Annotated in this window: 19 protein-coding genes; 9 read left to right on the top strand and 10 right to left on the bottom strand. The window is 74.6% G+C overall.

Annotated features, from left to right (window positions below; all coding sequences use genetic code 11):
* Position 1 precedes the first annotated feature (1 nt).
* The 3 genes from zwf to IF43_RS0111955 all read right to left on the bottom strand — a co-directional run bounded on the left by zwf (position 2) and on the right by IF43_RS0111955 (position 2284).
* Positions 2–1486 carry a glucose-6-phosphate dehydrogenase gene (gene zwf, locus IF43_RS0111965; RefSeq protein ID WP_030198155.1) on the bottom strand — a complete coding sequence of 495 codons (1485 nt, stop codon included), beginning with the start codon at positions 1484–1486 and terminating at the stop codon, positions 2–4.
* A gap of 11 nt (positions 1487–1497) precedes the next feature.
* Entirely contained in the window at positions 1498–1701 is a 204-nt protein-coding gene (locus tag IF43_RS0111960; RefSeq protein WP_030198153.1) for an NAD(P)-binding domain-containing protein, read from the bottom strand.
* Positions 1702–1924: 223 nt separating this feature from the next.
* Positions 1925–2284: a helix-turn-helix transcriptional regulator gene (locus IF43_RS0111955; RefSeq protein ID WP_030198150.1), complete on the bottom strand. Its 360-nt coding sequence runs from the start codon at positions 2282–2284 to the stop codon at positions 1925–1927.
* Positions 2285–2405: 121 nt separating this feature from the next.
* On the opposite strand from IF43_RS0111955, the gene IF43_RS0111950 reads away from it, so the two are divergent.
* From IF43_RS0111950 to IF43_RS0111930, 5 genes are all read left to right on the top strand, one after another.
* Entirely contained in the window at positions 2406–3752 is a 1347-nt protein-coding gene (locus IF43_RS0111950; RefSeq protein WP_078910090.1) for an MFS transporter, read from the top strand.
* Between the two features lie 214 nt (positions 3753–3966).
* A complete protein-coding gene (locus IF43_RS0111945) occupies positions 3967–5556 on the top strand; it encodes an alpha/beta hydrolase (protein WP_234332114.1) in 1590 nt (529 codons plus the stop codon).
* Between the two features lie 16 nt (positions 5557–5572).
* Positions 5573–7198, top strand: a complete 1626-nt coding sequence (locus tag IF43_RS0111940; RefSeq protein WP_030198140.1) for an alpha/beta hydrolase — start codon at positions 5573–5575, stop codon at positions 7196–7198.
* A gap of 74 nt (positions 7199–7272) precedes the next feature.
* Positions 7273–8235: an NADP-dependent oxidoreductase gene (locus tag IF43_RS0111935; RefSeq protein ID WP_037888185.1), complete on the top strand. Its 963-nt coding sequence runs from the start codon at positions 7273–7275 to the stop codon at positions 8233–8235.
* A 160-nt stretch (positions 8236–8395) separates the two neighbouring features.
* Positions 8396–9364 (top strand): MFS transporter, encoded by a 969-nt coding sequence (locus tag IF43_RS0111930; RefSeq protein ID WP_030198130.1) that lies wholly within the window; start codon positions 8396–8398, stop codon positions 9362–9364.
* Here the strand turns inward: IF43_RS0111930 and IF43_RS0111925 are convergent.
* From IF43_RS0111925 to IF43_RS0111915, 3 genes are all read right to left on the bottom strand, one after another.
* Positions 9342–10421, bottom strand: coding sequence for a M14 family metallopeptidase (locus IF43_RS0111925; RefSeq protein WP_030198117.1), 1080 nt, complete (start codon positions 10419–10421; stop codon positions 9342–9344). The two genes, IF43_RS0111930 and IF43_RS0111925, sit on opposite strands and share 23 nt — an antisense overlap.
* Positions 10422–10476: 55 nt before the next feature.
* Complete coding sequence (locus tag IF43_RS0111920) at positions 10477–10791, bottom strand: hypothetical protein (RefSeq protein WP_030198114.1); 315 nt, start codon at positions 10789–10791, stop codon at positions 10477–10479.
* A gap of 387 nt (positions 10792–11178) precedes the next feature.
* Complete coding sequence (locus IF43_RS0111915; protein WP_030198111.1) at positions 11179–12114, bottom strand: NADP-dependent oxidoreductase; 936 nt, start codon at positions 12112–12114, stop codon at positions 11179–11181.
* 215 nt (positions 12115–12329) lie between these two features.
* On the opposite strand from IF43_RS0111915, the gene IF43_RS0111910 reads away from it, so the two are divergent.
* The 3 genes from IF43_RS0111910 (at position 12330) to IF43_RS0111900 (ending at position 15012) form a co-directional block, all read left to right on the top strand.
* Positions 12330–12971 (top strand): TetR/AcrR family transcriptional regulator, encoded by a 642-nt coding sequence (locus tag IF43_RS0111910; RefSeq protein ID WP_078910088.1) that lies wholly within the window; start codon positions 12330–12332, stop codon positions 12969–12971.
* Positions 12972–13221: 250 nt separating this feature from the next.
* Positions 13222–13464, top strand: coding sequence for a protealysin inhibitor emfourin (locus IF43_RS0111905; protein ID WP_030198106.1), 243 nt, complete (start codon positions 13222–13224; stop codon positions 13462–13464).
* Between the two features lie 300 nt (positions 13465–13764).
* Positions 13765–15012, top strand: coding sequence for a hypothetical protein (locus tag IF43_RS0111900; protein WP_030198104.1), 1248 nt, complete (start codon positions 13765–13767; stop codon positions 15010–15012).
* A 124-nt stretch (positions 15013–15136) separates the two neighbouring features.
* Here IF43_RS0111900 and IF43_RS0111895 read toward each other — a convergent pair whose 3' ends face one another.
* From IF43_RS0111895 to IF43_RS43450, 4 genes are all read right to left on the bottom strand, one after another.
* Complete coding sequence (locus IF43_RS0111895; RefSeq protein WP_030198101.1) at positions 15137–15895, bottom strand: M15 family metallopeptidase; 759 nt, start codon at positions 15893–15895, stop codon at positions 15137–15139.
* A 7-nt stretch (positions 15896–15902) separates the two neighbouring features.
* Complete coding sequence (locus IF43_RS0111890) at positions 15903–17342, bottom strand: DUF2252 domain-containing protein (protein ID WP_051795161.1); 1440 nt, start codon at positions 17340–17342, stop codon at positions 15903–15905.
* 63 nt (positions 17343–17405) lie between these two features.
* Positions 17406–17603: a hypothetical protein gene (locus IF43_RS0111885; RefSeq protein ID WP_030198095.1), complete on the bottom strand. Its 198-nt coding sequence runs from the start codon at positions 17601–17603 to the stop codon at positions 17406–17408.
* A 157-nt stretch (positions 17604–17760) separates the two neighbouring features.
* Positions 17761–20346, bottom strand: a complete 2586-nt coding sequence (locus IF43_RS43450) for a LuxR C-terminal-related transcriptional regulator (protein ID WP_267884761.1) — start codon at positions 20344–20346, stop codon at positions 17761–17763.
* Between the two features lie 360 nt (positions 20347–20706).
* Here IF43_RS43450 and IF43_RS0111870 point away from each other — a divergent pair, with 360 nt between their 5' ends.
* Positions 20707–21111, top strand: a complete 405-nt coding sequence (locus tag IF43_RS0111870) for an SHOCT domain-containing protein (protein WP_107048468.1) — start codon at positions 20707–20709, stop codon at positions 21109–21111.
* Positions 21112–21132 lie beyond the last annotated feature (21 nt).

The raw sequence follows: 21132 nt of genomic DNA, 5'->3' as shown, positions 1-21132 counted from the left end.
GTCAGGGCCCTTCGTCTCGGTGCCGGTCGGGGAGGTACCACCGGTGGGGTGCCACGAGCGCGTCGATGGCGTCGGGGCCCCAGCTCCCGGGGGCGTACGGGCGGACCGGCGGCGGCGCGTCGAGCAGCGGGGCCGACAGCTCCCACAGCCGCTCGATGCCGTCCGAGCGGGTGAAGAGGGACTGGTTGCCGAGCATGGCCTCCAGGATGAGGTGCTCGTACCCCTCCAGGGAGTGCTCGGAGGTGAAGGAGGTGTCGTAGCCGAAGACCATCTCCGCTTCCGCCAGCCGCATGTCGGCGCCGGGCTCCTTGACGAGGAGGCGGGTGGTGAGGCTGCCCGGGTCGGCGAAGTCGATGACCAGCGCGTTGCCGCGGCCGCCTGCCGCGGTCCGTGCGTCGAGGGGGAACATGCGCAGGACGGGCTCGCGCAGGCCGATGGTGACCTGGTGCCGGCCCTCGGCCAGGGCCTTGCCGGTGCGCAGGTGGAACGGGACCCCGGCCCAGCGCCAGTTGTCGACGGCGACGCGCAGGGCGACGAAGGTCTCGGTGTCGGAGGCGGGATCGACCCCGGGCTCGTCGCGGTAGCCGGCGTACTGGCCCCGGACGGCGTCCGCCGGGTCGAGGGGCCGCATGCTCCGGAACACCTTGACCTGCTCGTCGCGCAGCGCCCGCGCCTCCAGGGCGACCGGCGGCTCCATGGCGACGAACCCGAGCAGTTGGAAGAGGTGGGTGACGACCATGTCGCGGAAGGTCCCGGTGCCCTCGAAGAACTGGGCCCGACCCTGGATGTCGATCTTCTCGGGCACGTCGATCTGCACGTGGCTGATGTGCTCGCGGTTCCAGACGGGCTCGAAGAGCCCGTTGGCGAACCGCAGGGCGAGGATGTTGTCGACCGCCTCCTTGCCGAGGAAGTGGTCGATGCGGAACACCCGGGACTCGTCGAAGACGGCGTGGATGGTGGCGTTGAGCGCACGCGCGGACGCCAGGTCGGTGCCGAACGGCTTCTCGACGATGACGCGGGCGTCCCGCGCGAGGCCGGTGGCGCCGAGGAGGTCGATGACGGAGGTGAACGCGACGGGCGGGACGGCGAGGTGGAACAGCCGGCGCGGCGTGCCGCCGACGGCCTGCTCGGCCGCGCGCACCGCCGCCACCAGTGGTTCCGGCGCGTCCGGGTCGGCCGCGCCGAAGGACAGCGCGGCCTCGAACTCCTGCCAGGCGGGGCCCTCGGGCGGGGTCCGCCCGAACTCGGCCACCGCCTGGCGCGCGTGCGCGCGGAACTCGTCGTCGCCCAGCGCCGCGGACGCGGGGGTGGTGCCCACGATGCGGAAGCGCCGGGGCATCAGTCCGGCCTTGGCGAGGTGGAAGAGGCCCGGCAGCAGCTTGCGGCGGGCCAGGTCGCCGGTGGCGCCGAACAGGACGACGACGTGGTCGTCGGGGCGGGCCGCGGGGGGCGTGCCGGTCGCGGAGGGCGCGTCGGAGCGGTCCATGGCGGGCGTCCTCACCGGTCCGTTCCGGGCTGCTTCTCGGCGTGGTCGCCGCACTCGGCGGGCGTCACCGCTTCCTGCGCCAGGGCCCGGACGGCGTCGGGCGGGACGTCGTTGACGGCCAGTCGGTGCCCGTCCCGCATCAGACGGGGTGCGAGGGGGGCGCCCCTCCGGCCGAGTCCGACCAGGCCGAGCTGCATCGGGGCGTCAGAGGCCATCGCCGTCTCCCCTTCCCGGCCGCCTGAACGGCAGCGCTCCGGTCACCCCACCTCCACCCACTGTGCACGCACACGGTGGATCCGGCACCCGGGAACGGGCGGCGGTGGGGCCATCGGGGAACGGCCGGGACGCGCCCGGGGGCGGTCGAGGCGCGGCCGGGGGCGGTGTAGGCGCGGCCGGGGGCGGTCGAGAGGCCGCCGGGGGGCGGGGGCGGCCGGCGGGTCAGTCGTGCGGGGCCTCCCCGGTCACCCGGTGGTCGGCGTGGCTGAGCGCCTCGACGACCAGCCGGCGCAGGTGCCCGTCACCGAGGCGGTAGAACACGTGCCGGCCGTCGCGCCGGGTCTCCACCAGCCCCGCCAGGCGCAGCTTCGCCAGGTGCTGGCTGACCGCGGTCCGGGAGGCGGAGCACTTCTCGGTGAGCGAGCCGACGTCCGACTCGCCCTGGGCGAGCAGCCACAGGAGGTGCAGCCGCGTGGCGTCCGACAGCAGCGCGAACACCGAGGCGGCCTCGGCGAGGCGCGCGTCGTCCGGGGCGCGCACGTGCGCGGTGTCTGCTGCTGGGATCGGTTCGCTCGCGGGCATGCGAACAGGGTATGTCGGCCGCGGCGGGCCCCGGCCGGAGCCCCACGGGTCACACATGTGCGCAGATGCGCACATGAGCTTAGGATGGAGGGGTCAGCTCCTCCGTCCGAAAGGGCGCCCGATGCTCTCCGTGCTGCACGACCGCACCTACCGCCACCTGTTCGCCGCCCAGGTGATCGCCCTCGTCGGCACGGGGCTGGCGACCGTCGCGCTGGGCCTGCTCGCGTACGACCTCGCCGGTGCCCGGTCCGGGTCCGTCCTGGGCACCGCCCTGGCGATCAAGATGGTGGCGTACGTCGCCATCGCCCCGGTGGTCGGCGCGGTCGCCCCCCGGATCCCGCGCCGGGCGCTGCTGGTGGGCTCCGACCTGGTCCGGGCCGCGGTGGCGCTGGCGCTGCCGCTCGTCGGCCAGGTCTGGCAGGTGTACGTGCTGGTCTTCGCCCTCCAGGCGGCCTCGGCGGTCTTCACCCCGACCTTCCAGGCCGTCGTCCCGGAGGTGCTGCCGGAGGAGCGGGAGTACACCCGGGCGCTGTCGCTGTCCCGGCTCGCCTACGACCTGGAGAGCCTCTTCAGCCCGGCACTGGCCGCCGCACTGCTGGCCTTCACGAGCTACGACCGGCTGTTCCTCGGCACCGTGGGCGGGTTCCTCGCCTCCGCCGCGCTGGTCGTCTCCGCCGTCCTGCCCCGGCCGGCCCCCGCCCCCGCCCCCGCCCCGGTCGGGGAGCCGGCCGCGGCGGCGCGGCCGTCCCGGGCCCGCGGCGTGTACGCCAGGGCCACGGAGGGCGGACGCGTGCTGCTCCGCGTCCCGCGGCTGCGCGCCCTGCTGCTGCTGAACCTGGCCGTGGCCGCGGCCGGCGCCCTGGTCACGGTCAACACGGTCGTCTACGTCCGCGACCACCTCGGCCGGTCCACCGGCGACGTGGCCTTCGCCCTGGGCGCCTACGGGGCCGGGTCCATGCTGGTGGCCCTGCTGCTGCCGCGGGTCCTGGAGACGGTGGCCGACCGTACGGTCATGCTGCGCGGCGCCCTCTCGCTGACGGTCGTGTTCGCCGCCGCCGGTGCGGTCACGGCCGCCTCCGGCGGCGGCTGGCGGTGGCCCGCGCTGCTGGTCGCGTGGGCGGCCTTCGGTGCCGGCACCTCGATGGTCCTGACCCCGACGGGCCGGCTCGTGCGGCGCTCGGTGCGGCCGGCGGAGCTCACGCCGGTGTTCGCGGCCCAGTTCTCCCTCTCCCACGCCGCCTGGCTGGTCACGTACCCGCTGGCCGGCTGGGTGGGGGCCCGGGCCGGACTGCTCGCCGCCGTCGTGGCCCTCGGGCTGATCGGCCTGGCGGCGGCCGTGGCCGCGGTCCTGCTGTGGCCCGCCCGCGACGCCGACCGCACCACCGGTCTCCTTCCGGATCCCGCGGCGACCGCCACCCGCGGGATCCGGCACGCCCCGCTGACCTCGGGACCCGCCCGCACGAGGTGACGCCCTGTCGGGGTGACAGCGCCCTGCTCCGTGTGGCGCCCACGAGTGGTGGCCGGCCCCCTGCGGCCCCAGGCTGACGGTCGTGTCCGCCCGCCATCCGGGGGCAGGCGGGCGCGGACGCCCGCTGCCGTCCCGGCCGGGCGGGCCGAAGGCACCCGAGAGATGGGGTCACATGGCAGAGCAAGGCTTCGGACCCGAAGGGAGGCGACGGTCCGTGTTCGGGCCCGCCGGGCCCACGCGAGCGCGCCACCGGTGCGCACCGCGGCGCGTCGCGCGCCCGCGCACCGCGGCGGCGCTCGCCACGGCCGGCCTGGCGCTGCTCGGCGCGATCGCCCCGACCCCGACCAGCGCCGCGTCGCCGCCCGCCCCCGAGTCCCCGTCAGGAGCCGGGGCCCGGTTCGTACCCGGTCCGTGCCCGGACGTGCCGGATCCGATCCCCGGGCGGTGCGGATTCCTCGAGGTCCCGGAGAACCGCGCCCGCCACGGCAGTCGGACCATCCGGCTGACCGTCGCGATCATCCCCGCGGAATCGGCCTCACCGGCCCCGGACCCGGTGGTGTTCATGGAGGGAGGTCCGGGCGGCGACGCGATCGGGGCCATCCCCTTCCTCATCGCCTCGGGCGTCAACGCGGACCGCGACCTGATCGTCATGACCCAGCGCGGCGGCCTCCACTCGCAGCCGAACCTCGCCTGCCCGGAGATCGACCGGTTCAACGCGACCGCCGTGGGCCTGCCCTACGACGCGCCCTCCACCGGGGCGGGGCTGGTGCGCGCGGCGAAGGAGTGCCGGGACCGCCTGACCGCCGAGGGAGCCGACCTCCCTTCCTACAACACCACGGAGAACGCGGCGGACTTCGCCGCCCTGCGCAAGGCCCTGGGCATCAGGAAGTGGAACGTCTACGGCTACTCCTACGGCACCGACCTCGGCCTCACCTACCTGCGCCGGCACCCCCAGGGGATCCGCTCGCTGGCGATCGACTCGGTCGTCCCGCCGCAGATCGTGAGCCTGCCGTGGGCCTGGGACAGCGCCCAGGAGGGGATCAACGCGATCTTCGCCGCATGTGAGGCCCGACCCGCCTGCAACGCCCGCTACCCGCACCTCTCGCGCACGCTCACGGAGCAGGTGCGGCGGCTGGAGGCGAACCCGCTGACGCTGACCGTGCCGCCGCCCGGTGGCGGAACCCCCGTGAAGGTCGTCCTCGACGGGGGAACCCTGGTGAACCTGCTGGTCGCCAACGGTCAGCTGGTGCCGTCCGCCGACGTTCCCGCGGCGCTCCACGAACTCGCCGGCGGCAATCCGGAGCGCCTCGCGCGGGCCCAGGCCGCCGGGGCGACGCCCGCCATCGGCGAGTTCGCCCACGGGCTGACGCACTCGGTGGCCTGCGCCGAGTGGGCACCGGGCTTCACGGAGCGCGACGTGCTCGAGGCGGGCCGCCGGGCCTTCCCCGGCTGGCCGGACTCGGTCCTGGCCCACGCACCGCAGTTGCCCTTCGAGTACGACCTGTGCCGCGCCTGGAACGTCCCGGACCGCACCGCGGTGCAGCGGGTGGCCACCCGCAGCAAGGTGCCCACGCTCATCGTCTCCGGGACCTTCGACGCGAAGACCGGCGCGAGCTGGGGTCCGTTCACGGGCCGTACGCTGCCCCGCTCGACCGCCGTGGTGGTTCCCGGGATCACCCACTGGGTGGTGCCCCAGGAGCCCTGCGCCGCGTCGGTCCTGCGCTCCTTCCTGAAGCGGCCGACCTCGCCCGACACCGGCTGCGTGGCGGGTGTCGTTCCCAAGCCGTTCACCATCATTCCCTGACCTCGGAGGACGCACGATGCCCCCTCGCCCGACGCCCCGTCGGCGCCCCGCACGACGGCTCCCGGCCGCGCTGGCCGGAGCCACCGCCGGCGCCCTCGTCGCCGGCCTCGCCGCGATGCCCGCGCGCGCCGACTCCGGCTCCGGAGCCCCGATCGGCACGGTCGCCCGCACGGTGGGCGACGCCCACTACGAACCGGGCCCCTGCCCCCGCACGGCGGACCCGATCCCCGACCTGGAGCGCGCCCGCTGCGGCACGCTCACCGTCCCCGAGAAGCGTTCCCGAGCCAAGGGCTCCAAGGGCCACGAGGGCCACGAGGGCCACCCGGGGCGCACGATCACCCTCGCTGTCGCGATCATGCCCGCCGAGTCCGGCACGCCGGCACCCGACCCGATCGTGTGGCTCGCCGGCGGACCCGGCGACGACGCGGTCTCCGAGATCCCGATGGCGCTGGCCGGCCACCTGAACCGCGACCGCGACGTCGTCTTCATGTCCCAGCGGGGGACCTACTCGGCCGACCCCGAACTCACCTGCCCGAACATCGACGAGTTCAACGCCCGCGCCCTCGGCCTGGTCTCCAACGCGCCGTCCACCGGGCGCCTGCACGTCGAGGCGACCCGCGTCTGCCGCGACCGCGTGGAGAGCCGGGGGGCGGACCGCAGCGCCTACAACGACGTCGAGAGCTCGGCCGACTACGACGCCCTGCGCAGGACGCTGGGCCTCAAGAAGTGGAACGTCTTCGGCATCTCCTACGGCACCCACCTGGCGCTCAACTACATGCGCCTGCACCCGAAGGGCATCCGCTCGGTCGGCATCGACGGCGTCCTGCCGCCGTCCCTGGCCGGCGGGGCGGTGACCTGGAAGGCCGCGCGGGAAGGCTTCGACGGCCTGTTCAAGGCCTGCGAGGAGCAGCCCGCCTGCAACACCCGCTACCCGGACCTCAAAAACACCTTCCTGCGCCTCGTCAGTGAGCTGGAGGCCCACCCGATCACCACCACCGTCACGGTCCCCGTCCACCCGCAACCGGTGCGGGTCGTGATCGACGGGGCGAACCTGGTCGGCTGGCTCACCTCGGCCACCCACGTGGCGGCCGGCGTGCCCCGCTCCATCGACGAACTGGCCCACGGCAACCCGCAGCGGATCGCCGAGCAGCTCGCGGGCGGGAAGTACAGCCCCCAGGCCATCGGCAGGACCTCCCACGGACTGGTGTACGGCATCTTCTGCAGCCAGTGGACCCCCTACGAGAGCCGGGCCGACATCATCCGGGGCGGACGGCGCGCCTTCCCCACGTTCCCCCGCTCGATGCTGGCCAACGCCCCCCAGCTCGCCTGGCTGCACGACGACTGCCGGGCCTGGGACGTCCCCGCCCTGCCGCGCTCCGTCCGCGACGTGACCCGCAGCGACATCCCGACCCTCGCCCTGTCCGGCGGGTTCGACGCCCAGACCGCGCCGAGCAACGGGGCGTACGTCGCCCGGACGCTCAGCCGGTCCACCGCCGTCACCGTCCCGTACGTCGCCCACGTGGTCTTCGCCGACTCGACGTGCGCGCAGACGATCACCAACTCGTTCTTCGACCGCCCGACCGCGCCGGACACGTCCTGCCTGGCCGGCCTCCGACCGCCGGCGTTCGAGATCGCGCCGTAGGTAGGTCCCACCCCCTTCCCCCCGCCGCCGGGTCCCCGGCCCTCCCGTCACCCCAGAGAAAGGTGGAGGCACCCATGCGCGCCTTCGCGATCGACTCCTTCGGGCAGACCCCGCAGCTCAAGGACCTTCCGGTGCCCGAACCGGGGCCCGGCGAGGTGCAGATCGAGGTCCGGGCGGCCTCGGTGAACCCGATCGACTGGAAGGTGGCCGCCGGGGCCTTCGCACCCCCCGGCGTCACGTTCCCCTTCCCGCAGACCCTCGGCTTCGACTTCGCGGGCCGCGTCAGTGCCGTCGGCGACGGCGCGGCCTTCGACGTGGGGCAGGAGGTCTTCGGGATGCGGCTGCCGACGGCCCCGGCCAGCAACCCGCACGGCTCGTACGCCGAGTACATGACCGCGTCGCCGGAGACGGCCGCGCTCGGCGTACGGCCGTCGGACCTGGACCCGGTCGCCGCGGCCGCGCTGCCCATGACCGGGGGCACCGCCCTGCGCCTGATCGACTGGCTGGACCCGGCGGAGGGCGGGACGCTGCTGGTGGTCGGTGCCACCGGCGGCGTCGGCTCGTACGCCGTCCAACTGGCCGCCGCCCGCGGCACCCGTGTGATCGCGGTCGCCGCCGGCGAGGACCACGACTACGCCCGCTCCCTCGGGGCGGCCGAGGTCATCGACCACCGCACCACCGACGTCGCCGACGCCGTCCGCGCCGCGCACCCGCGGGGGGTCGACGCCGTCCTCGACCTCGCCGACGACCGTGAGGTCCTCATGGGGCGGATCGCCCCGCTGGTCCGCGACGGGGGCCGGCTGGCCACCACCGTCTTCGCCGCCGATCCCGAGGCCCTCGCCGCCCGCGGCGTACGTGCCGTCAACTTCGGCTACCGGGCCACCGACCAGGACATGGCCGAGCTGGCCGGGCTCGTCACCGCCGGCACCCTCCGCCTCCCCCGGACCACCACCTACCCCCTGAGCGCGATGCCCGAGGCCCACACCGCCGCCACCACCGGGCACGTGCGCGGCAAGCTCGTCGTCACGACCGGCTGACCACCGCCCGCCCGGGCGCCGGGCGGTCGGGGCCATTGCGTTCGGGCGCCCGGCTCGTTGGGAGGGGGTGTCACGTCCGCACCCGCCCTCTCCCCAGGCACCTCCCCCGCCCCGCAGGCGCGTCGTCGTCGCGGCGATGGCCTGCGCCGGGGGGATGGTGATGCTGGACCAGACCGTCGTCGCGGTCGCGCTCGGTCCGATGGCGCGCAGCCTGGGTCTCACCGCCTTCGAGATGCACGCGGTGGTGCTCGTCTACATCCTGGCACTGGCGGCGTTCGCCCCGGTCGGCGGCATGGCCGCCCGCCGGTACGGCCTCCTGCGCACGTTCCGGTTCGGGACCGCGGCGTTCGCCCTCGCCTCGGGGCTGTGCGGACTCGCGCCGCTGTACGCGTGCGGCGAGGTGGGCCCCACCGATCCGCGGACCTTCGCCGTGCTCGCGACGGGCGTCGTGACGCTCGCCGTGGCGGTGCGCCTCGTCCTGCGGTCCCGGCACCCGCTCGTCGACCTGCGGCTGTTGGGGAACCGCCCGTACGCCGTCGCGGTCGGGCTGACGTTCATGGTGCAGGCGCCCCAGCTGATCGTGCTGGTGCACGGCACGCTGTTCCTGCGGCAGGTCGTGCACCTGTCGGTGCTGGCCACCGGCGTCTGCCTGCTGCCCCTGGTGACGGCCATGGCGACGGGCACCCTCCTGTCGGGGCACCTGCTGGAGCGGTCCGGGTCGATCCGGGTGCCCGTCCTGGCCGGTCTGGTCGCCGCCGTGCTCGGCGCGGCGCTCTGGACGGCGGCCCTGCCCTCGCGCGCGTACCCCTGGCAGGTCCCCGGGATGGTCCTCGCGGGATTCGGGATGGGGCTGCCGGTCCCGGCCCTGAGCGCCGAGCTGATGCGCGCGGTCCCCGATCACAAGCGGGCCGACGCGTCCGTCCTGCGGCAGACGCTCCGGCAGTTGGGCGGGGCCGTCGGCCTGGCGACGGCGGGTGCCGTCGTCCTGGCGGCCAACGCCGAGGCCGCCGACGAGGCCGGCGTCGTCACCGTCGCGGCCGCCCCGGCGGGCTTCGTCGTCGCCACCTGCGTCCTGGCCGTCGCCCTGCTTCCGGGACGGGCCGGGGTCAGTCGGCGCCGAGGGCGGTGAGGCAGAACTGGACGAGTCCGGCGTCGACGTCGAGGACGATCTTCTGCATCTCCGGCCACAGCGGCTGGAACTCCGTCCCCCATTCGACGGTGAAGGCCAGGATCCGCTCCCCGCCCTCCTCCACGATGTGGCGGGCGTACGTGTAGTCGTCGCTCGTGCCGCAGGTCGGGTAGAGGTCGAAGGCGGGCTTGGGCGTGTAGACCTTGCCCCGTACGCCGCCCAGCGCCCTGCAGAACTGCTCGGCCAGCACGGCGGAGTCGTCGGCGTCCACCTTCGGGAGGTACTCGGCGTAGAGCAGGTCGTCCTTGAGCCCGCGCCTGCCGTCGAACGCGTGGTTGCGGAAGTTCCTGGTGGGGTCGTCGGACTGGCTGTCGTCGTCGCCCCAGACGTAGAGCATGGTCTGGGTGTAGCTGTGCACGTCGACGTACCAACGGGTGCGGTCGAAGTGCTGCACCAGCCAGCGGACGTTGCGCGTCTCCGGCTCCGAGAAGGGTTCCGGGCCCTGGTAGACCTGGTTGGGGTCGGCCGGGTCGTTCGAGACGCGGACCGGTGCGAGGGGGTGGAAGGCGGTCTCGAAGTCGAAGAGGAAGTCGAAGTTGCGGTTGACGTCGACGCCGATCGCGGCCGGGTTCCCGCCGGACATCGCCGGGTTGCGGTTGCGCCGCCAGTTCGGGTCCACGTTCTGGCTGTGGTGCCGCCCGTCGGGGTTGACGAGGGGGAAGACCACGACGTCGAGTTCCTCGAGGACGGTGCGCACCTGGGCGGCGGTGAAGTGGGTGCCGCCGTACGCCAGACCGGTGCCGCCGGCGTGCGCGTGCAGCAGGTCGGCGGCGAGGTTCACGAGGATCTCGCAGCTGCCCCATTCGCGGGCGTGCAGACCGCCGGTGAGGACGACGGCGTTCTTCGGCTCGAGGCGGTGGGTGCCGATCCGCAGGGCGTTGCAGGCGCGGCCCTCGGCGGAGGGCTCGGGCAGTGGGACGAGGTCGGTGGTCGTCGGGAAGGCGGCGGCCAGGGAGGCCACACCGGACTCGACCTCGACGATGTTCAGGTACGACATGGCGTTCCTCCCGGACGTCTCCTCCGTGTCGTTCAGGTGTGCTTCGGGTCTGTCTTCAGGCGTCCTCCACCTTGAGGGCGAATCCCTGCGGGACCGCGTCCTCGTCGGCGAAGCGGTCGCCCTCGCCGACCTCGGCCTGTCGGGCCCGGCCGACAGCCGTGGCGTCCTCGACGACCGTGACGGTCACGCCGTCCCGTTCGAGGGCCTCGGCCTCCTGGGGGCCGACGTAGGCGTCGAAGGTGCAACTGCCGTCCTCGGCCTGGCTGACCCGGCCGCCGACGTCGGGGCGGGTTTCGCGCAGGAGGGCGCGCAGGGTGTCGGGGTCCCGGGTGGTGACCCGGACGCGCAACGTCGTGTACTCGCTTGACATGGGGGCCTCCCTCGGGCGCCGCCGGGCTCCCGCGCACGCGCGGGGCCGGGCCGGCTTCGGGGTGCGGGGTCGACATCGGGGCCGGGCCGGGAGCGGCGCCGGCTGCCGCGGACGGGGCACGCTCGACGGCGTGCACGGACGCGCTGGCGTAAGGGACATGCCCGATGTGTACCTCGTTCCTTCAGCGTGCGCTCCGGCCGTGGACGGCGTCAAGGGCGCCCGGGACTTACGAAAGGTGGCCGTTCCGGGCGGCGTGGACCACGGCCCGAAGGGGCGGGCGATCGGGGGCGGTTGACCCCCCGTGGGCTGCGCGTGCGCGGGTCGAGGCGAGGCCGCCGGTCGGGGGGCGATCGGCGGCCTCGGTGAGCGGGGTGAGGTGCGGTGCCGTCAGGCGCGGACACCGATGACGGTCTTGCCGCGGGCGCCGCCGCGCTCCACCTTCTGCAGGGCCTCGGCGGCCTCGTCGAGGGAGTAGACCGTTTCGACGATCGGCCGGAGCCGCCCGGACTCCACCAGGCCGGCCAGGTGGGCCAGCTGCCCGCCGTGCGGGTGCATGAAGAAGCTGCGGGCCTCGACGTTCCACCGCGCCTTCCTGGCCTCGGCGTCCGCGATGGGGACGATCGACACGAGGGTGCCGCCGGTCCTGAGGACGCCGAACGACCGCTCCTGGGTCTCGCCGCCGATGGTGTCCAGGACGACGTCGACGTCGGAGACGACCTCGTCGAACTTCTCGGCCCGGTAGTCGATCACCCGGTCGGCCCCGAGCTCGCGGACCAGTTCCACGCTGCCCGCGCTCGCGGTGGCCACCACCTCGGCGCCGAGCTGCTTGGCGATCTGGACGGCGGCGGAGCCCACGCCGCCGGCGGCGCCGTGGATCAGCACGCGGCTCCCGGCCCGTACGTCGGCGTGCTCGGTGAGGGCCTGCAGGGCGGTGAGCGCGACCAGGGGCAGCGAGGCGGCCTCCTCGAACGTCAGGGCGGACGGCTTGGCCGCGACCAGGGACTGGTCCACGGCCACGTACTCGGCGAAGGCGCCGCCCACGCGGGGGTCGACGCGGGAGAAGACCTCGTCGCCCACCGCGAAGCGGGTGACCTCGCCGCCGACCTCGGTCACCACGCCGGCGACCTCGTTGCCGATGACCACGTCCCCGGTCGGCTCACCCGCGCTGAGGAAGCCCTTGACGATCAGGTGGTCCACGGGATTGACGCCGGCCGCACGGACCTCGATGAGCACGTCCTGGGGGCCGACCGCGGGGACGGGCACCTCGGTGACCCGCACGACGTCGCGGACCTGGCCGTACTGGTTGATGACTGCTGCCTTCATGGGGAACTCCTTGATCGGGTCTGTGCCGGGCCTGCGCGGCCGTGCCGGCGGCCTTGGCCGTGCGCTCGGGGCGGGTGGGGTGGTGACGGGGACGGAGGTCGGGGCCCGGCTCCCCGTGGAGAATTCCGGACCGCTCGTTCCATAACGTAGCCCATTCTGGAACGAGCGGTCAAATATGTGCGCCGCGGCCGCCGACCTTCGCTACCGTGGGGTGCATGGCGAGACCGCGTACGTTCGACGAAGAAGCGATCCTGGACCGGGCGATGGTCCTGTTCTGGCGCAAGGGCTACGAGGCGACCGCGCTGAGTGACCTCGTGGCGGAGCTGGGGCTGGGCCGTGGATCGATCTACGCGGCGTTCGGGGACAAGCACCAGCTGTTCATCCGGGCGCTCGGCCGCTACCTGGACCACCAGACCCGGCTGCTCGACACCGCGCTCGACGACGCGGCACCGGTGCTCCCCCGGCTGCGGGACGTCCTGGGCCGGCTGCTGGCCGCCGACGCCGCCTCGGGCAACGCGGGGTGCTTCAGCGTCAACAGCATCGCCGAGCTGCTGCCCCACGACGAGGAGGTGGCCAAGCTCGCCCGGCGCAACCTCCAGTACGCCGAGGAGGCGTTCACCGCCCAGCTGGAGCGGGCCGCCCGCGAGGGGGAACTCGCCCCCGCCGTCACCCCCCGACAGGGCGCCCAGCTCCTGCTCAACCTGGTCCAGGGCCTCCAGATCATGCGCAAGGTCGACCCCGACCCCGGGCGCGCCGCCTCCTGCCTGGACTCCGCCTTCGCCCTCCTGGCGGCCGGGTCGGCGGCCCCCGCCGCGACGGCCTCCGACCGCACCGCCATGGCCCCGACGGCGCCGTAGCCCCGTCCGGGTGACGGATGAGCTGACCCGCCGTCAAGCGGGCGTCGGGGGTGAGGCGTTGGGCGTCTGGCGTTGGGCGTCGGCCACGGAAGCACCGTTTTCGGACGGATCCGGGCGCATGGGCCGCGAGAGCGGGGCCGGGGCGGGATTCCGGGGCAGCCGCGGCGGTGGCGGCACCGCGCCGCCACCGCCGCGGGCGGCCGATGGGGGGGCGCCCGCGGCGGCACACCGGACCAGGGAGGCAAAGCCCATGCTGATCACTGTGACCCGTTCCGGGGGCCTCGCGGGGGTCGAGAAGGCCCGGGAGATCGACACCCGGGGACGACGCGACGCGGAACGCTGGGAGGAGCTGGCGCACCGGGCCGTCGCACCGACCCCCGACGGCTTCCACTACCGGATCACCGTGGACGACCAGGTGATCGACCTCCAGGACCCCTACCTCTCCGAGGACCAGCGGAAGCTGATCCGCGCCCTCATGGACGAAGCGGCCTGATCAGGCCGCGAGGACCCGTCGGGTCCGCGCACACCGCCGCCCGGGACGAGCACGCTCGACGTTCCGGTCGTCGTCCGACACAGGCCAGGACCCCTCCGGGGGTTCTGGCCCGAGGCGTGCGAGGCATGCGAGGCGTCCGAGGCCGAGCTGGACGGGAAGTCGGCACGGGGTCGTGTGTCGTTGCGCAGCGGCCCGACCGGCCGCCGCCACGCTGGGAGCGTGCGCGCGATGCCCCTCCCTGTTGCGACCCGGCCCCGGGCGCCGATGCGGCCGTGGCTCAGACGAGCGACCGGAGTCCTGATGGCGTCGGGGTTGCTCGCGTCGGCCGCGGTGCTCTTCCACGTGGGTACCACGGACGCGTTCAACGCCCTCGCCTACGGCGGTCGGGTGGTGGGCGCCTCGTTCATCGTGGCTGCGCTCGTGGAGCTGGCCGCGGTCGTCGCAGCGTGCGACTTCTGGGGCAGGCGGGCCGTGCGGTACTCGGGCGCGGTCGTGCTCGTCGGCGTCGGCACCGTGCTCGTCTCCGATCTGATGTTCTTGATCACGCAGATCGAGGGGCGCACGTACACGCCGTTCCTGTGGCTCTGGGTCGGCCTGCTGTCGTGGGTCGCCTGGGCGCTGTGGGTCCTGACCCGGCAGGCGGTGTGGGCCTCGATCCCCCACCCCAGGAGCATTGCTCTGAGCGTTGTGGTGACGGGCGTCGTCGGAGCGGCCGGTGTCGGCTACTCGCAGATGTACGTGCCCTACTCGACCCCGGTGGACATTCCGTTCGGGGTGTCGTTCGGCAAGCCGACGGCGAGCGCCGACGGATCCGTCCTCCACGTGCCGGCCCACGTCGAGTTCCGCAATGCCGGATCGGTGCGCATCTACGTGGTCGGCACCCTGTGGACGGTGAAGGGCTACCCCGTCACGCTCAACCCGGGCGGCAACAAGATGGCGGACTGGAAGCGCGACATGTGGCAGTGGGGAGCCACGCTGAGGCACGTGAGCTACGGGCCCTCGCGCATGCTCGGCGCCGGGAACTTCGTGGATCCGGGTTCGCGCCTCGATCCCGGTGACGACCTTTCGGAGGACACCGTGGTGGACGTGCCGGTGCGGTCCGGACTCGGCCGCGTCCGGATCTACGCCAAAGCATCGTTCGTCAGAGCGGACCGGGGCAAGCTCGGCAACAATTACGCGCAGAGCTACGAGGCGTCGTGGGACACGGGGTCCGCCGGGCAGGAGCACCAGTGGGACGCGCCTGGTTGGCTGGCGGAACCGGGGGACGAGGTCTACCGGTACCACTCGAGGGTCTATCACAGCAGCGAGATGCTGAACCTCACGCACGCCGCGGACCATGCGGCCGCGTGGTGGGTCATCCCGAAGTGGCACGAGGGCAGCGACTTCGCAAAGGGTGACACCTCCCCCTACCTGGAAGTGTCCGTGTCCAAGGACCCGGAAGGCGAGGAGGTCCTCGACGACGCGGAACAGGAGCCCTACGGCATGACGACCAGCAGCCGCTACGCCGAACGCACCCTCGACGAACTCCTCAGGGACGCAAAACGCTAGCCGCCGCCCGACGCAGGCGCAGTTCGGCGAAGAGATCGGGCTCTCGCAGATGCGCGTGTCGCGCCTGCTCGCCCGCACGCTGGGCCACCTGCGCGAGGAGCTGTTGAACGACCGGCTTCGCCGCTCAGCGCCCGTTGGCGGAGAAGTGCTGGTAGTCCGGGAGGCTCCAACGGCCGCCCCACTGCCACCCGACCTCCGCGAAGGCGGTGGCCAGGGCGCCGCCCGGCAGGATGACGCCGGGGCGCCCGCGGTCGCGCCGGGCGAGGTAGCCGGTCGCGCCGGGCGGGTGGACGGTGCCGCTGCGGTCCACGTACGGGTTCTCGGCCGGGTTGACGTCGATCGCGTCGCCGTACGAGTGCTGCGAGCGCAGCCCGGGGTGACCCGTCACGGCGCGGCAGTTGTACGCCGAGGTGTTGTCGTCCGCCATCGCGGCCGCGTCGTCGCCGCCGTAGGCGGCCGTCACGCGCATCTTCCGGATGGGGAACCGCGCCTCGAACGCCTTGGCGAACACGTGCAGCACGGGGTCCACCGCCCGCTCGTGCACGACGAGCTCGCCCGTGTGCACCGTGCCGTCGAAGCCCCAGTGGGTCAGGCGGACGAGCCTCAGCTCCCCCGGCGGGACCGGGCAGTCCGTCCCGTGGGACCGGCCGAGCCGGTCCGGCGGCACGGGCGACACCCGGGCGACGAACCGCGGTCGCCGGGGGTCGAAGGCCCCGGCGGCCGGCCCGGTGTGCGACCCCGGCGCCGTCAGCGCCGTCGGTGCGGCCGCCACCGGGGCGTACGACACCGACGTGTACGCCACGGGGGCGTACCGCTCAGGGGCGTACGGGGCCCCGGCGGCGCACAACGCCGCCAGCAGCGCGACGGCGGCCCGCCCGGACACGGGCGGGTCAGCCCTCCGCCGTCGGGATCCGGCCGGTCCGGGCGGCCTCGGCGAAGGCCTCGTGGTCGCGCTCGGTCACGTCGGCATAGGCCTCGGCGAACCCGACCAGGGCCCGGTCGAAGGAGTCCGACGAGCCGAGGTAGCCGGCGATGGCCACCGGGTCGCCGGAACGGGCGTGGCCCCGGGCCAGCGAGGCGCCGCAGGCCCGGGCCAGCAGCCGCATGCCGGCCGGTCGCATCCCCTCCGTCTCGATGGCCCCCTTCCAGTCGTGCAGCTGGCGGACGTAGAAGTCGCGGGACCGGCCGTCCATGCCCGTGCTCCGCACCCAGCCGAGGAAGATGTCGCCGGCGGCCTGCATCAGCCGCTGGCCGTACACCACCCGCCGGCCCTGGTTGTCGTACCCGGCCGGCCCCGCGTACGGCGCCAGGACGGACGGGCCCGCCTCCTTCGCCTGGAGCAGCAGCGGGTCGTCCGCGTCGCGGCCGGTCAGGAGGATGATCCAGCAGCGGGTGCCCACGCTGCCGACGCCGACCACCTTGCGGGCCATGTCGACCACGCGGAAGCAGCCGAGGAGGTGGCGGCGCTCGGGTGCCAGGCTCGCGGCGTACGCGTCGACGAGCTCGTTGAGCGCCGTGTCCTGGTCCGTCCCCGCGTCGCTGCCGAGCAGGTCGGAGAGGGGGACGATCAGGGGCGGGTCCGACACGAGGCGCGGTTCTCCCCCGACGCGGCGGGTGAGCTTGCCGTAGGCCTGGATGTTGTCCTTGGTGCGCGCCTTGGCCAGCAGCCGGTCGGCCCCGCGCAGGACGCGCGCGCCGCCTTCCGCCCCGAGGGCGCGGAGGGCGTCGGCGTCGTCCTGGGCGTACCAGATGTCGAGGACCCGCATGCCGGCGAAGCGCTGCATGCGCAGGCGGTACGCGGACACGGCCTCGCGGACGATGTCGGCCCGGTCCGCCGCGGAGAACCCGTTCGCCCGGCCGGCGACGGCCAGGCTGGCGGCGAGCCGCTTGACGTCCCACTCGAAGGGCCCGGGATGGGACTCGTCGAAGTCGTTCACGTCGAAGACGAGGGTGCGCTCGGCCGAGGCGAAGAGGCCGAAGTTCAGGACGTGGGCGTCGCCGCACAGCTGGGACGTCAGTCCCGTGTGGGGCAGGCCTCCGAGGTCGGCCGCCATGACGGCGGCGGCCCCCCGGTAGAAGCGGAACGGCGACTCGAGCATGCGGCCGTTGCGGATGGGGACGAGTTCGGGCACCCGGTTGGCCGACTGCGCCTCCAGGATGCCGACGGGGTCCCGGTCGGCCCCGAGGTCGAGCCGCGCGTGCTCGGAGCGCCGGACGCTCGTGCGCGCCGTCCTGCCGCGCCGGGCGCGTTCGTCGGGGTCGAGGGCCTCGCGCCCGGGGCGGGCGGACCGCTTCCCGCCGCCTCCTCCGTCTGCCGCCGCCTTCTTCATACCCGTGCCCCTTCTCGCTCTGCCGTGGCCGGTCCCGCGTCCGCCGCGCCGGACGCACCCGGCTCAGTCGGGCAGCCGCCGCATCTCCTCGACGTGCAGGCCCAGGTCCCGGAAGCGCCCGAGCAGTCCGTAGAGGTGCGCGTCGTCGGTGACGGTGCCGAAGAACAGGGTCTGCCCGGGTGCCGGCTTGTCGTCGAGTTCCGGGAAGGCGTGGGACAGCGGCTCGGACACGTGGCCCGTGATCCGGAATTCGTAGCGCATGGGCAGTGTCCCTCTCTCCCCTGTGAGCCCGTGCCCGGACGTCGGGCCCGTCCCCTTCATCGTGGTCGTGGACCGGGCCGCGCACCTCACCCGCGGCAGGTGAGGCGAGGGGTGCGGAGCCCCGGGAGCCCGGCGGCCCGGGACGGGACGTCGCCCGTCAAAGGATGTGGAGCTCCCGGGCGCGCTCCACCGCGTCCCGCCGCCGCGAGACGCACAGCTTGCGGTAGATGCCGCGCAGGTGCGTCTTGACGGTGTTGACGGACAGCCGCAGCTCCGCGGCGACCTCCTCGGTGGACATCATGCGCGCCACCTGCCGCAGCACCTCCTTCTCGCGCGGGCTCAGCTGCTCCACCACGAGGGCTTCGGACCGGGCCGGCGCGCCGGTGAGGCGTACGTACGCGTCGGCGTGGCCGTTGAGGTCGCGCGCGAGGTGCCGTACCCAGGGGCCGGCCTCCGTGAACGGGCGGCGGAGCAGTTCGGGCAGCGCACGGTCGACGGCCTGCGCCAACCGGTCGCGGGCCGCGGACTCGTCGCCGGCCAGGAGCGCGTGGTGCGCGCGCAGGAGCTCCAGGCGCACCCGGTCCGCATCGGTCGCCTCCTCGGCGTCCTCGGCCCGTGCGACCAGCCGCAGGGCCTGGTCGGGGCGCCCGGCGGCCAGGTGCGCCTCGGCGAGTACCACCGTGCACGCGGGCGGGCCTTCGGGCAGCTCCGCCAGCACGACGAGGGCCGTGCCGGGGTCCCCGTGGGCCAGCGCGGCGGAGGCGTGCGCGACGGCGAGGCGGGCGACGGCGTCGGGAGAGGCGGGCGGGGCCGGCTCGTCCAGTACGTCGAGCGCCTCCTGCCACCGGCCCCGGGCGACCGCGAGGCGCGAGCGCAGCACCAGCCGCTCCGTCGCGAGGTCCGCGTCGCGGCTGGTGTCCGGGAACGGTTCGCAGCCGTCGAGGTGGGCGGCGGCCGTGCCGAGGTCCCCGCGTTCCACGGCCACCGCGGCCAGCGCCAGGTCGGCGGCCCCGGAGCGCTGGGCGTCGGGCAGGCCGTACCGGTCCGCGACGGCGAGGGAGGCCGTGCCGTGCTCCTGGGCCCAGGCCAGGGCGCCGGCCGCGGCGTCGGCCAGGGCCAGTCGGCCCAGGCTCCGGTGGCGCAGCAGTGCCGTCGGGTCGCCGGAGCAGGCGGCGACGGCCTGCTCCAGGCCGTCGCGGGCGGCGCGGAGGGCGCCGGCCCGCCGACGGGCGAGGGCGTGCCCGTACAGGCGCAGGGGTTCGATCTCGGGGTGGCCGGCGCGCTCCTCGGGCGTCAGGTGCGCCATGAGGGCGGCGGCCCGGCGGGCCTCCGCGTCGCCCTGTCCGTCGGGTGCCGAGAGCAGGCGCAGCAGTACGGCGGTGAGCTGGTCGGCCGGTTCCGGGGGCCGGTCGGCGTCGTGCATCCGGCGCTCGGCCCAAGCCAGCCGGGTGCCGCAGCCGGCGGCGTCGTGGTGGCTGAGCCGGCAGGCCGCGGCGACCAGGGCCGGGGCGGCGCCCGGGAGGTCGGCGGGCATGTCGGTGAAGGTGTCGGCGGACGGCGTCGCGCCGGGGACGGCCAGGAGGGGGGCGACCATCAGGTGCCGGACGGTCTGGGCGGCCGCGAAGTCCCAGTCGCCGCCGGCGGCGGCCTGGTCGACGGCTTCGGCGGGGCGGCCCCCGTCGGCGTACCAGCGGGCCGCGCGGCGGTGCAGCCGGGGCTCCAGCTCGGGCCGCAGGCTGCGCAGGTGGGCGCGCAGGACCTCCGCGAACAGGGGGTGGAAGCGGTACCAGCGGGTGCCGGCCAGGGGTTCGACGAAGGCGTGGCAGCGGACCAGCTCCTGCAGGGTGCGCTCGGCGTCGGCCCGACCGGTGAGGGCCGCGGCGAGGTCGGCGTGGACCAGGTCGAGGACGCCGGTGCGCAGCAGCAGCTCGCGGGCCGGGGTCGGCTGGGCGGCGAGTACCTCGGTGAGGAGGTAGTCGGAGACGGCCTGCTCGGAGGCGGTGAAGGAGCGGGCGAAGCCGGCCGGGTCGGCGGTCCTGGCCATGGCCAGTGCGCACAGGCGCAGGCCGGCGGCCCAGCCCTCGGTGCGGCCGAGCAGCAGGTCCACGACCTCGTCGTCGGGCGCCGGGCCCGGGCCGCCGAGGAGGAGGGCCGCCTCGTGGCGGGTGAAGGCGAGGTCCGCCTCCCGGATCTCCTGGAGCCGGCCCTCGGCGCGGTAGCGGTGCAGCGGCAGGCCCGGGTCCTCCCGGCTGATCAGGACCAGCCGCAGGGCCGGGCCGGCGTGCTCGGTGACGAACCGCAGGCCGTCGTGCACCTCCCTGCCGGGGACGCGGTCGAGCCCGTCGACGACCATCACCAGGGGGTCGGGCAGGCGCTCGAACGCGGCGGCCAGCCGGACCAGCTGCGAGCGGGCCGCGGCGTCGGCGGGGACGGGCGTCCCGGGGCCGGTGCCGGAGGGCAGTCCGCGGCGGCGCAGGCCTTCGGCGACGTACGCCCAGAAGGACGCCGGGGTGTCGTCCTCCTCCACCGTCACCCAGACCAGCGGCGCGGACTCCGGACGGGAGAGGGCCCACGAGGCGGCCAGGGCGGTCTTGCCGGCCCCGGCCGCCCCGGTGATCAGCGTCAGGGGACCCGCCGTACCGGCGGTGAGCCGGTCCAGCAGGCGCTCGCGGCGGACCAGGCCGGGGGCCTGGACGGGCACCGCGAGTTTCGCGGCCAGCAAGGGGTCTTCCGGAACAGCCACGCTCATGGGTCACCCCGCGCGGGGCGGGCTGCGCGCGATCGCGGCCTTCGGCCACGCCCCTCTTGTCGGTCGTGCCCGCGTCCCGCCCCGGACGGGCGGGGCTGCGGGCCCCTGGGCACTTCACCCCCATGATCGGGTGCCGGATCCATGATCGCCACGTCGGGCCCCTGCGGCCGGCCGCATGGGCCTGACCTGCGGCTCCGCGAGGTCCATGGGGATGGTCTCCGGGCCGGCGGGGCGCGGACGAATCACCCGCCGCGGGTGAAGGCACCGGGCCGGGGCTCGCCCAGGCTGAACACCGTGGGCGCGGGCCGTCCGGTTCCGCCCGGCACGGCTGTGCGCATGGAAGGAGACCGTGCGATGGAAAGCCAAGTCCTCGCGTACGACTACCCGCTGCTCGGCGCGTTCTGGACCGTGTTGTGGATCTTCCTCTGGGTGCTGTGGTTCATGCTCTTGTTCCGCATCATCGTCGACATCTTCCGCGACGACTCGATGAGCGGGTGGGGGAAGGCCGGCTGGCTGATCCTGGTGCTGATCATCCCCTTCCTCGGCGTGCTGATCTACGTCATCGCCCGCGGCAAGAGCATGGGCAGGCGCGAAATCGAGCAGGCACGTGAGCAGAGGGCGATGATGGACGACTACATCCGGGAGACCGCCGGGCCCCGCAGCCACGTGGACGAGCTCGACCGGCTGTCCAGGCTCAAGGCCAGCGGCGACATCACCCCCGCCGAGTTCGAGCAGGCCAAGGCGAAGCTCCTGCAGTAGCACTCCGTGCCCGGGGCGGCG

The sequence above is a fragment of the Streptomyces sp. NRRL S-87 genome, from assembly GCF_000719335.1.
Lineage (GTDB): Bacteria > Actinomycetota > Actinomycetes > Streptomycetales > Streptomycetaceae > Streptomyces.
Note: the sequence above shows the minus strand (reverse complement) of the source record. Positions and strands in the feature narration are given on the sequence as shown.

What these genes read in the sequence shown, in the direction of transcription:
- IF43_RS0111915 (WP_030198111.1), bottom strand. Translation starts at nt 12,114, where the DNA reads ATGAAGGCAGCAGTCATCAACCAGTACGGCCAGGTCCGCGACGTCGTG.
- IF43_RS0111890 (WP_051795161.1), bottom strand. Translation starts at nt 17,342, where the DNA reads ATGAAGAAGGCGGCGGCAGACGGAGGAGGCGGCGGGAAGCGGTCCGCC.
- IF43_RS0111955 (WP_030198150.1), bottom strand. Translation starts at nt 2,284, where the DNA reads ATGCCCGCGAGCGAACCGATCCCAGCAGCAGACACCGCGCACGTGCGC.
- IF43_RS0111900 (WP_030198104.1), top strand. Translation starts at nt 13,765, where the DNA reads ATGGCGTCGGGGTTGCTCGCGTCGGCCGCGGTGCTCTTCCACGTGGGT.
- IF43_RS0111930 (WP_030198130.1), top strand. Translation starts at nt 8,396, where the DNA reads ATGCTGGACCAGACCGTCGTCGCGGTCGCGCTCGGTCCGATGGCGCGC.
- IF43_RS0111950 (WP_078910090.1), top strand. Translation starts at nt 2,406, where the DNA reads ATGCTCTCCGTGCTGCACGACCGCACCTACCGCCACCTGTTCGCCGCC.
- IF43_RS0111935 (WP_037888185.1), top strand. Translation starts at nt 7,273, where the DNA reads ATGCGCGCCTTCGCGATCGACTCCTTCGGGCAGACCCCGCAGCTCAAG.
- IF43_RS0111940 (WP_030198140.1), top strand. Translation starts at nt 5,573, where the DNA reads ATGCCCCCTCGCCCGACGCCCCGTCGGCGCCCCGCACGACGGCTCCCG.
- zwf (WP_030198155.1), bottom strand. Translation starts at nt 1,486, where the DNA reads ATGGACCGCTCCGACGCGCCCTCCGCGACCGGCACGCCCCCCGCGGCC.
- IF43_RS0111910 (WP_078910088.1), top strand. Translation starts at nt 12,330, where the DNA reads ATGGCGAGACCGCGTACGTTCGACGAAGAAGCGATCCTGGACCGGGCG.
- IF43_RS0111885 (WP_030198095.1), bottom strand. Translation starts at nt 17,603, where the DNA reads ATGCGCTACGAATTCCGGATCACGGGCCACGTGTCCGAGCCGCTGTCC.
- IF43_RS0111920 (WP_030198114.1), bottom strand. Translation starts at nt 10,791, where the DNA reads ATGTCAAGCGAGTACACGACGTTGCGCGTCCGGGTCACCACCCGGGAC.
- IF43_RS0111905 (WP_030198106.1), top strand. Translation starts at nt 13,222, where the DNA reads ATGCTGATCACTGTGACCCGTTCCGGGGGCCTCGCGGGGGTCGAGAAG.
- IF43_RS0111870 (WP_107048468.1), top strand. Translation starts at nt 20,707, where the DNA reads ATGGAAAGCCAAGTCCTCGCGTACGACTACCCGCTGCTCGGCGCGTTC.
- IF43_RS0111925 (WP_030198117.1), bottom strand. Translation starts at nt 10,421, where the DNA reads ATGTCGTACCTGAACATCGTCGAGGTCGAGTCCGGTGTGGCCTCCCTG.
- IF43_RS0111960 (WP_030198153.1), bottom strand. Translation starts at nt 1,701, where the DNA reads ATGGCCTCTGACGCCCCGATGCAGCTCGGCCTGGTCGGACTCGGCCGG.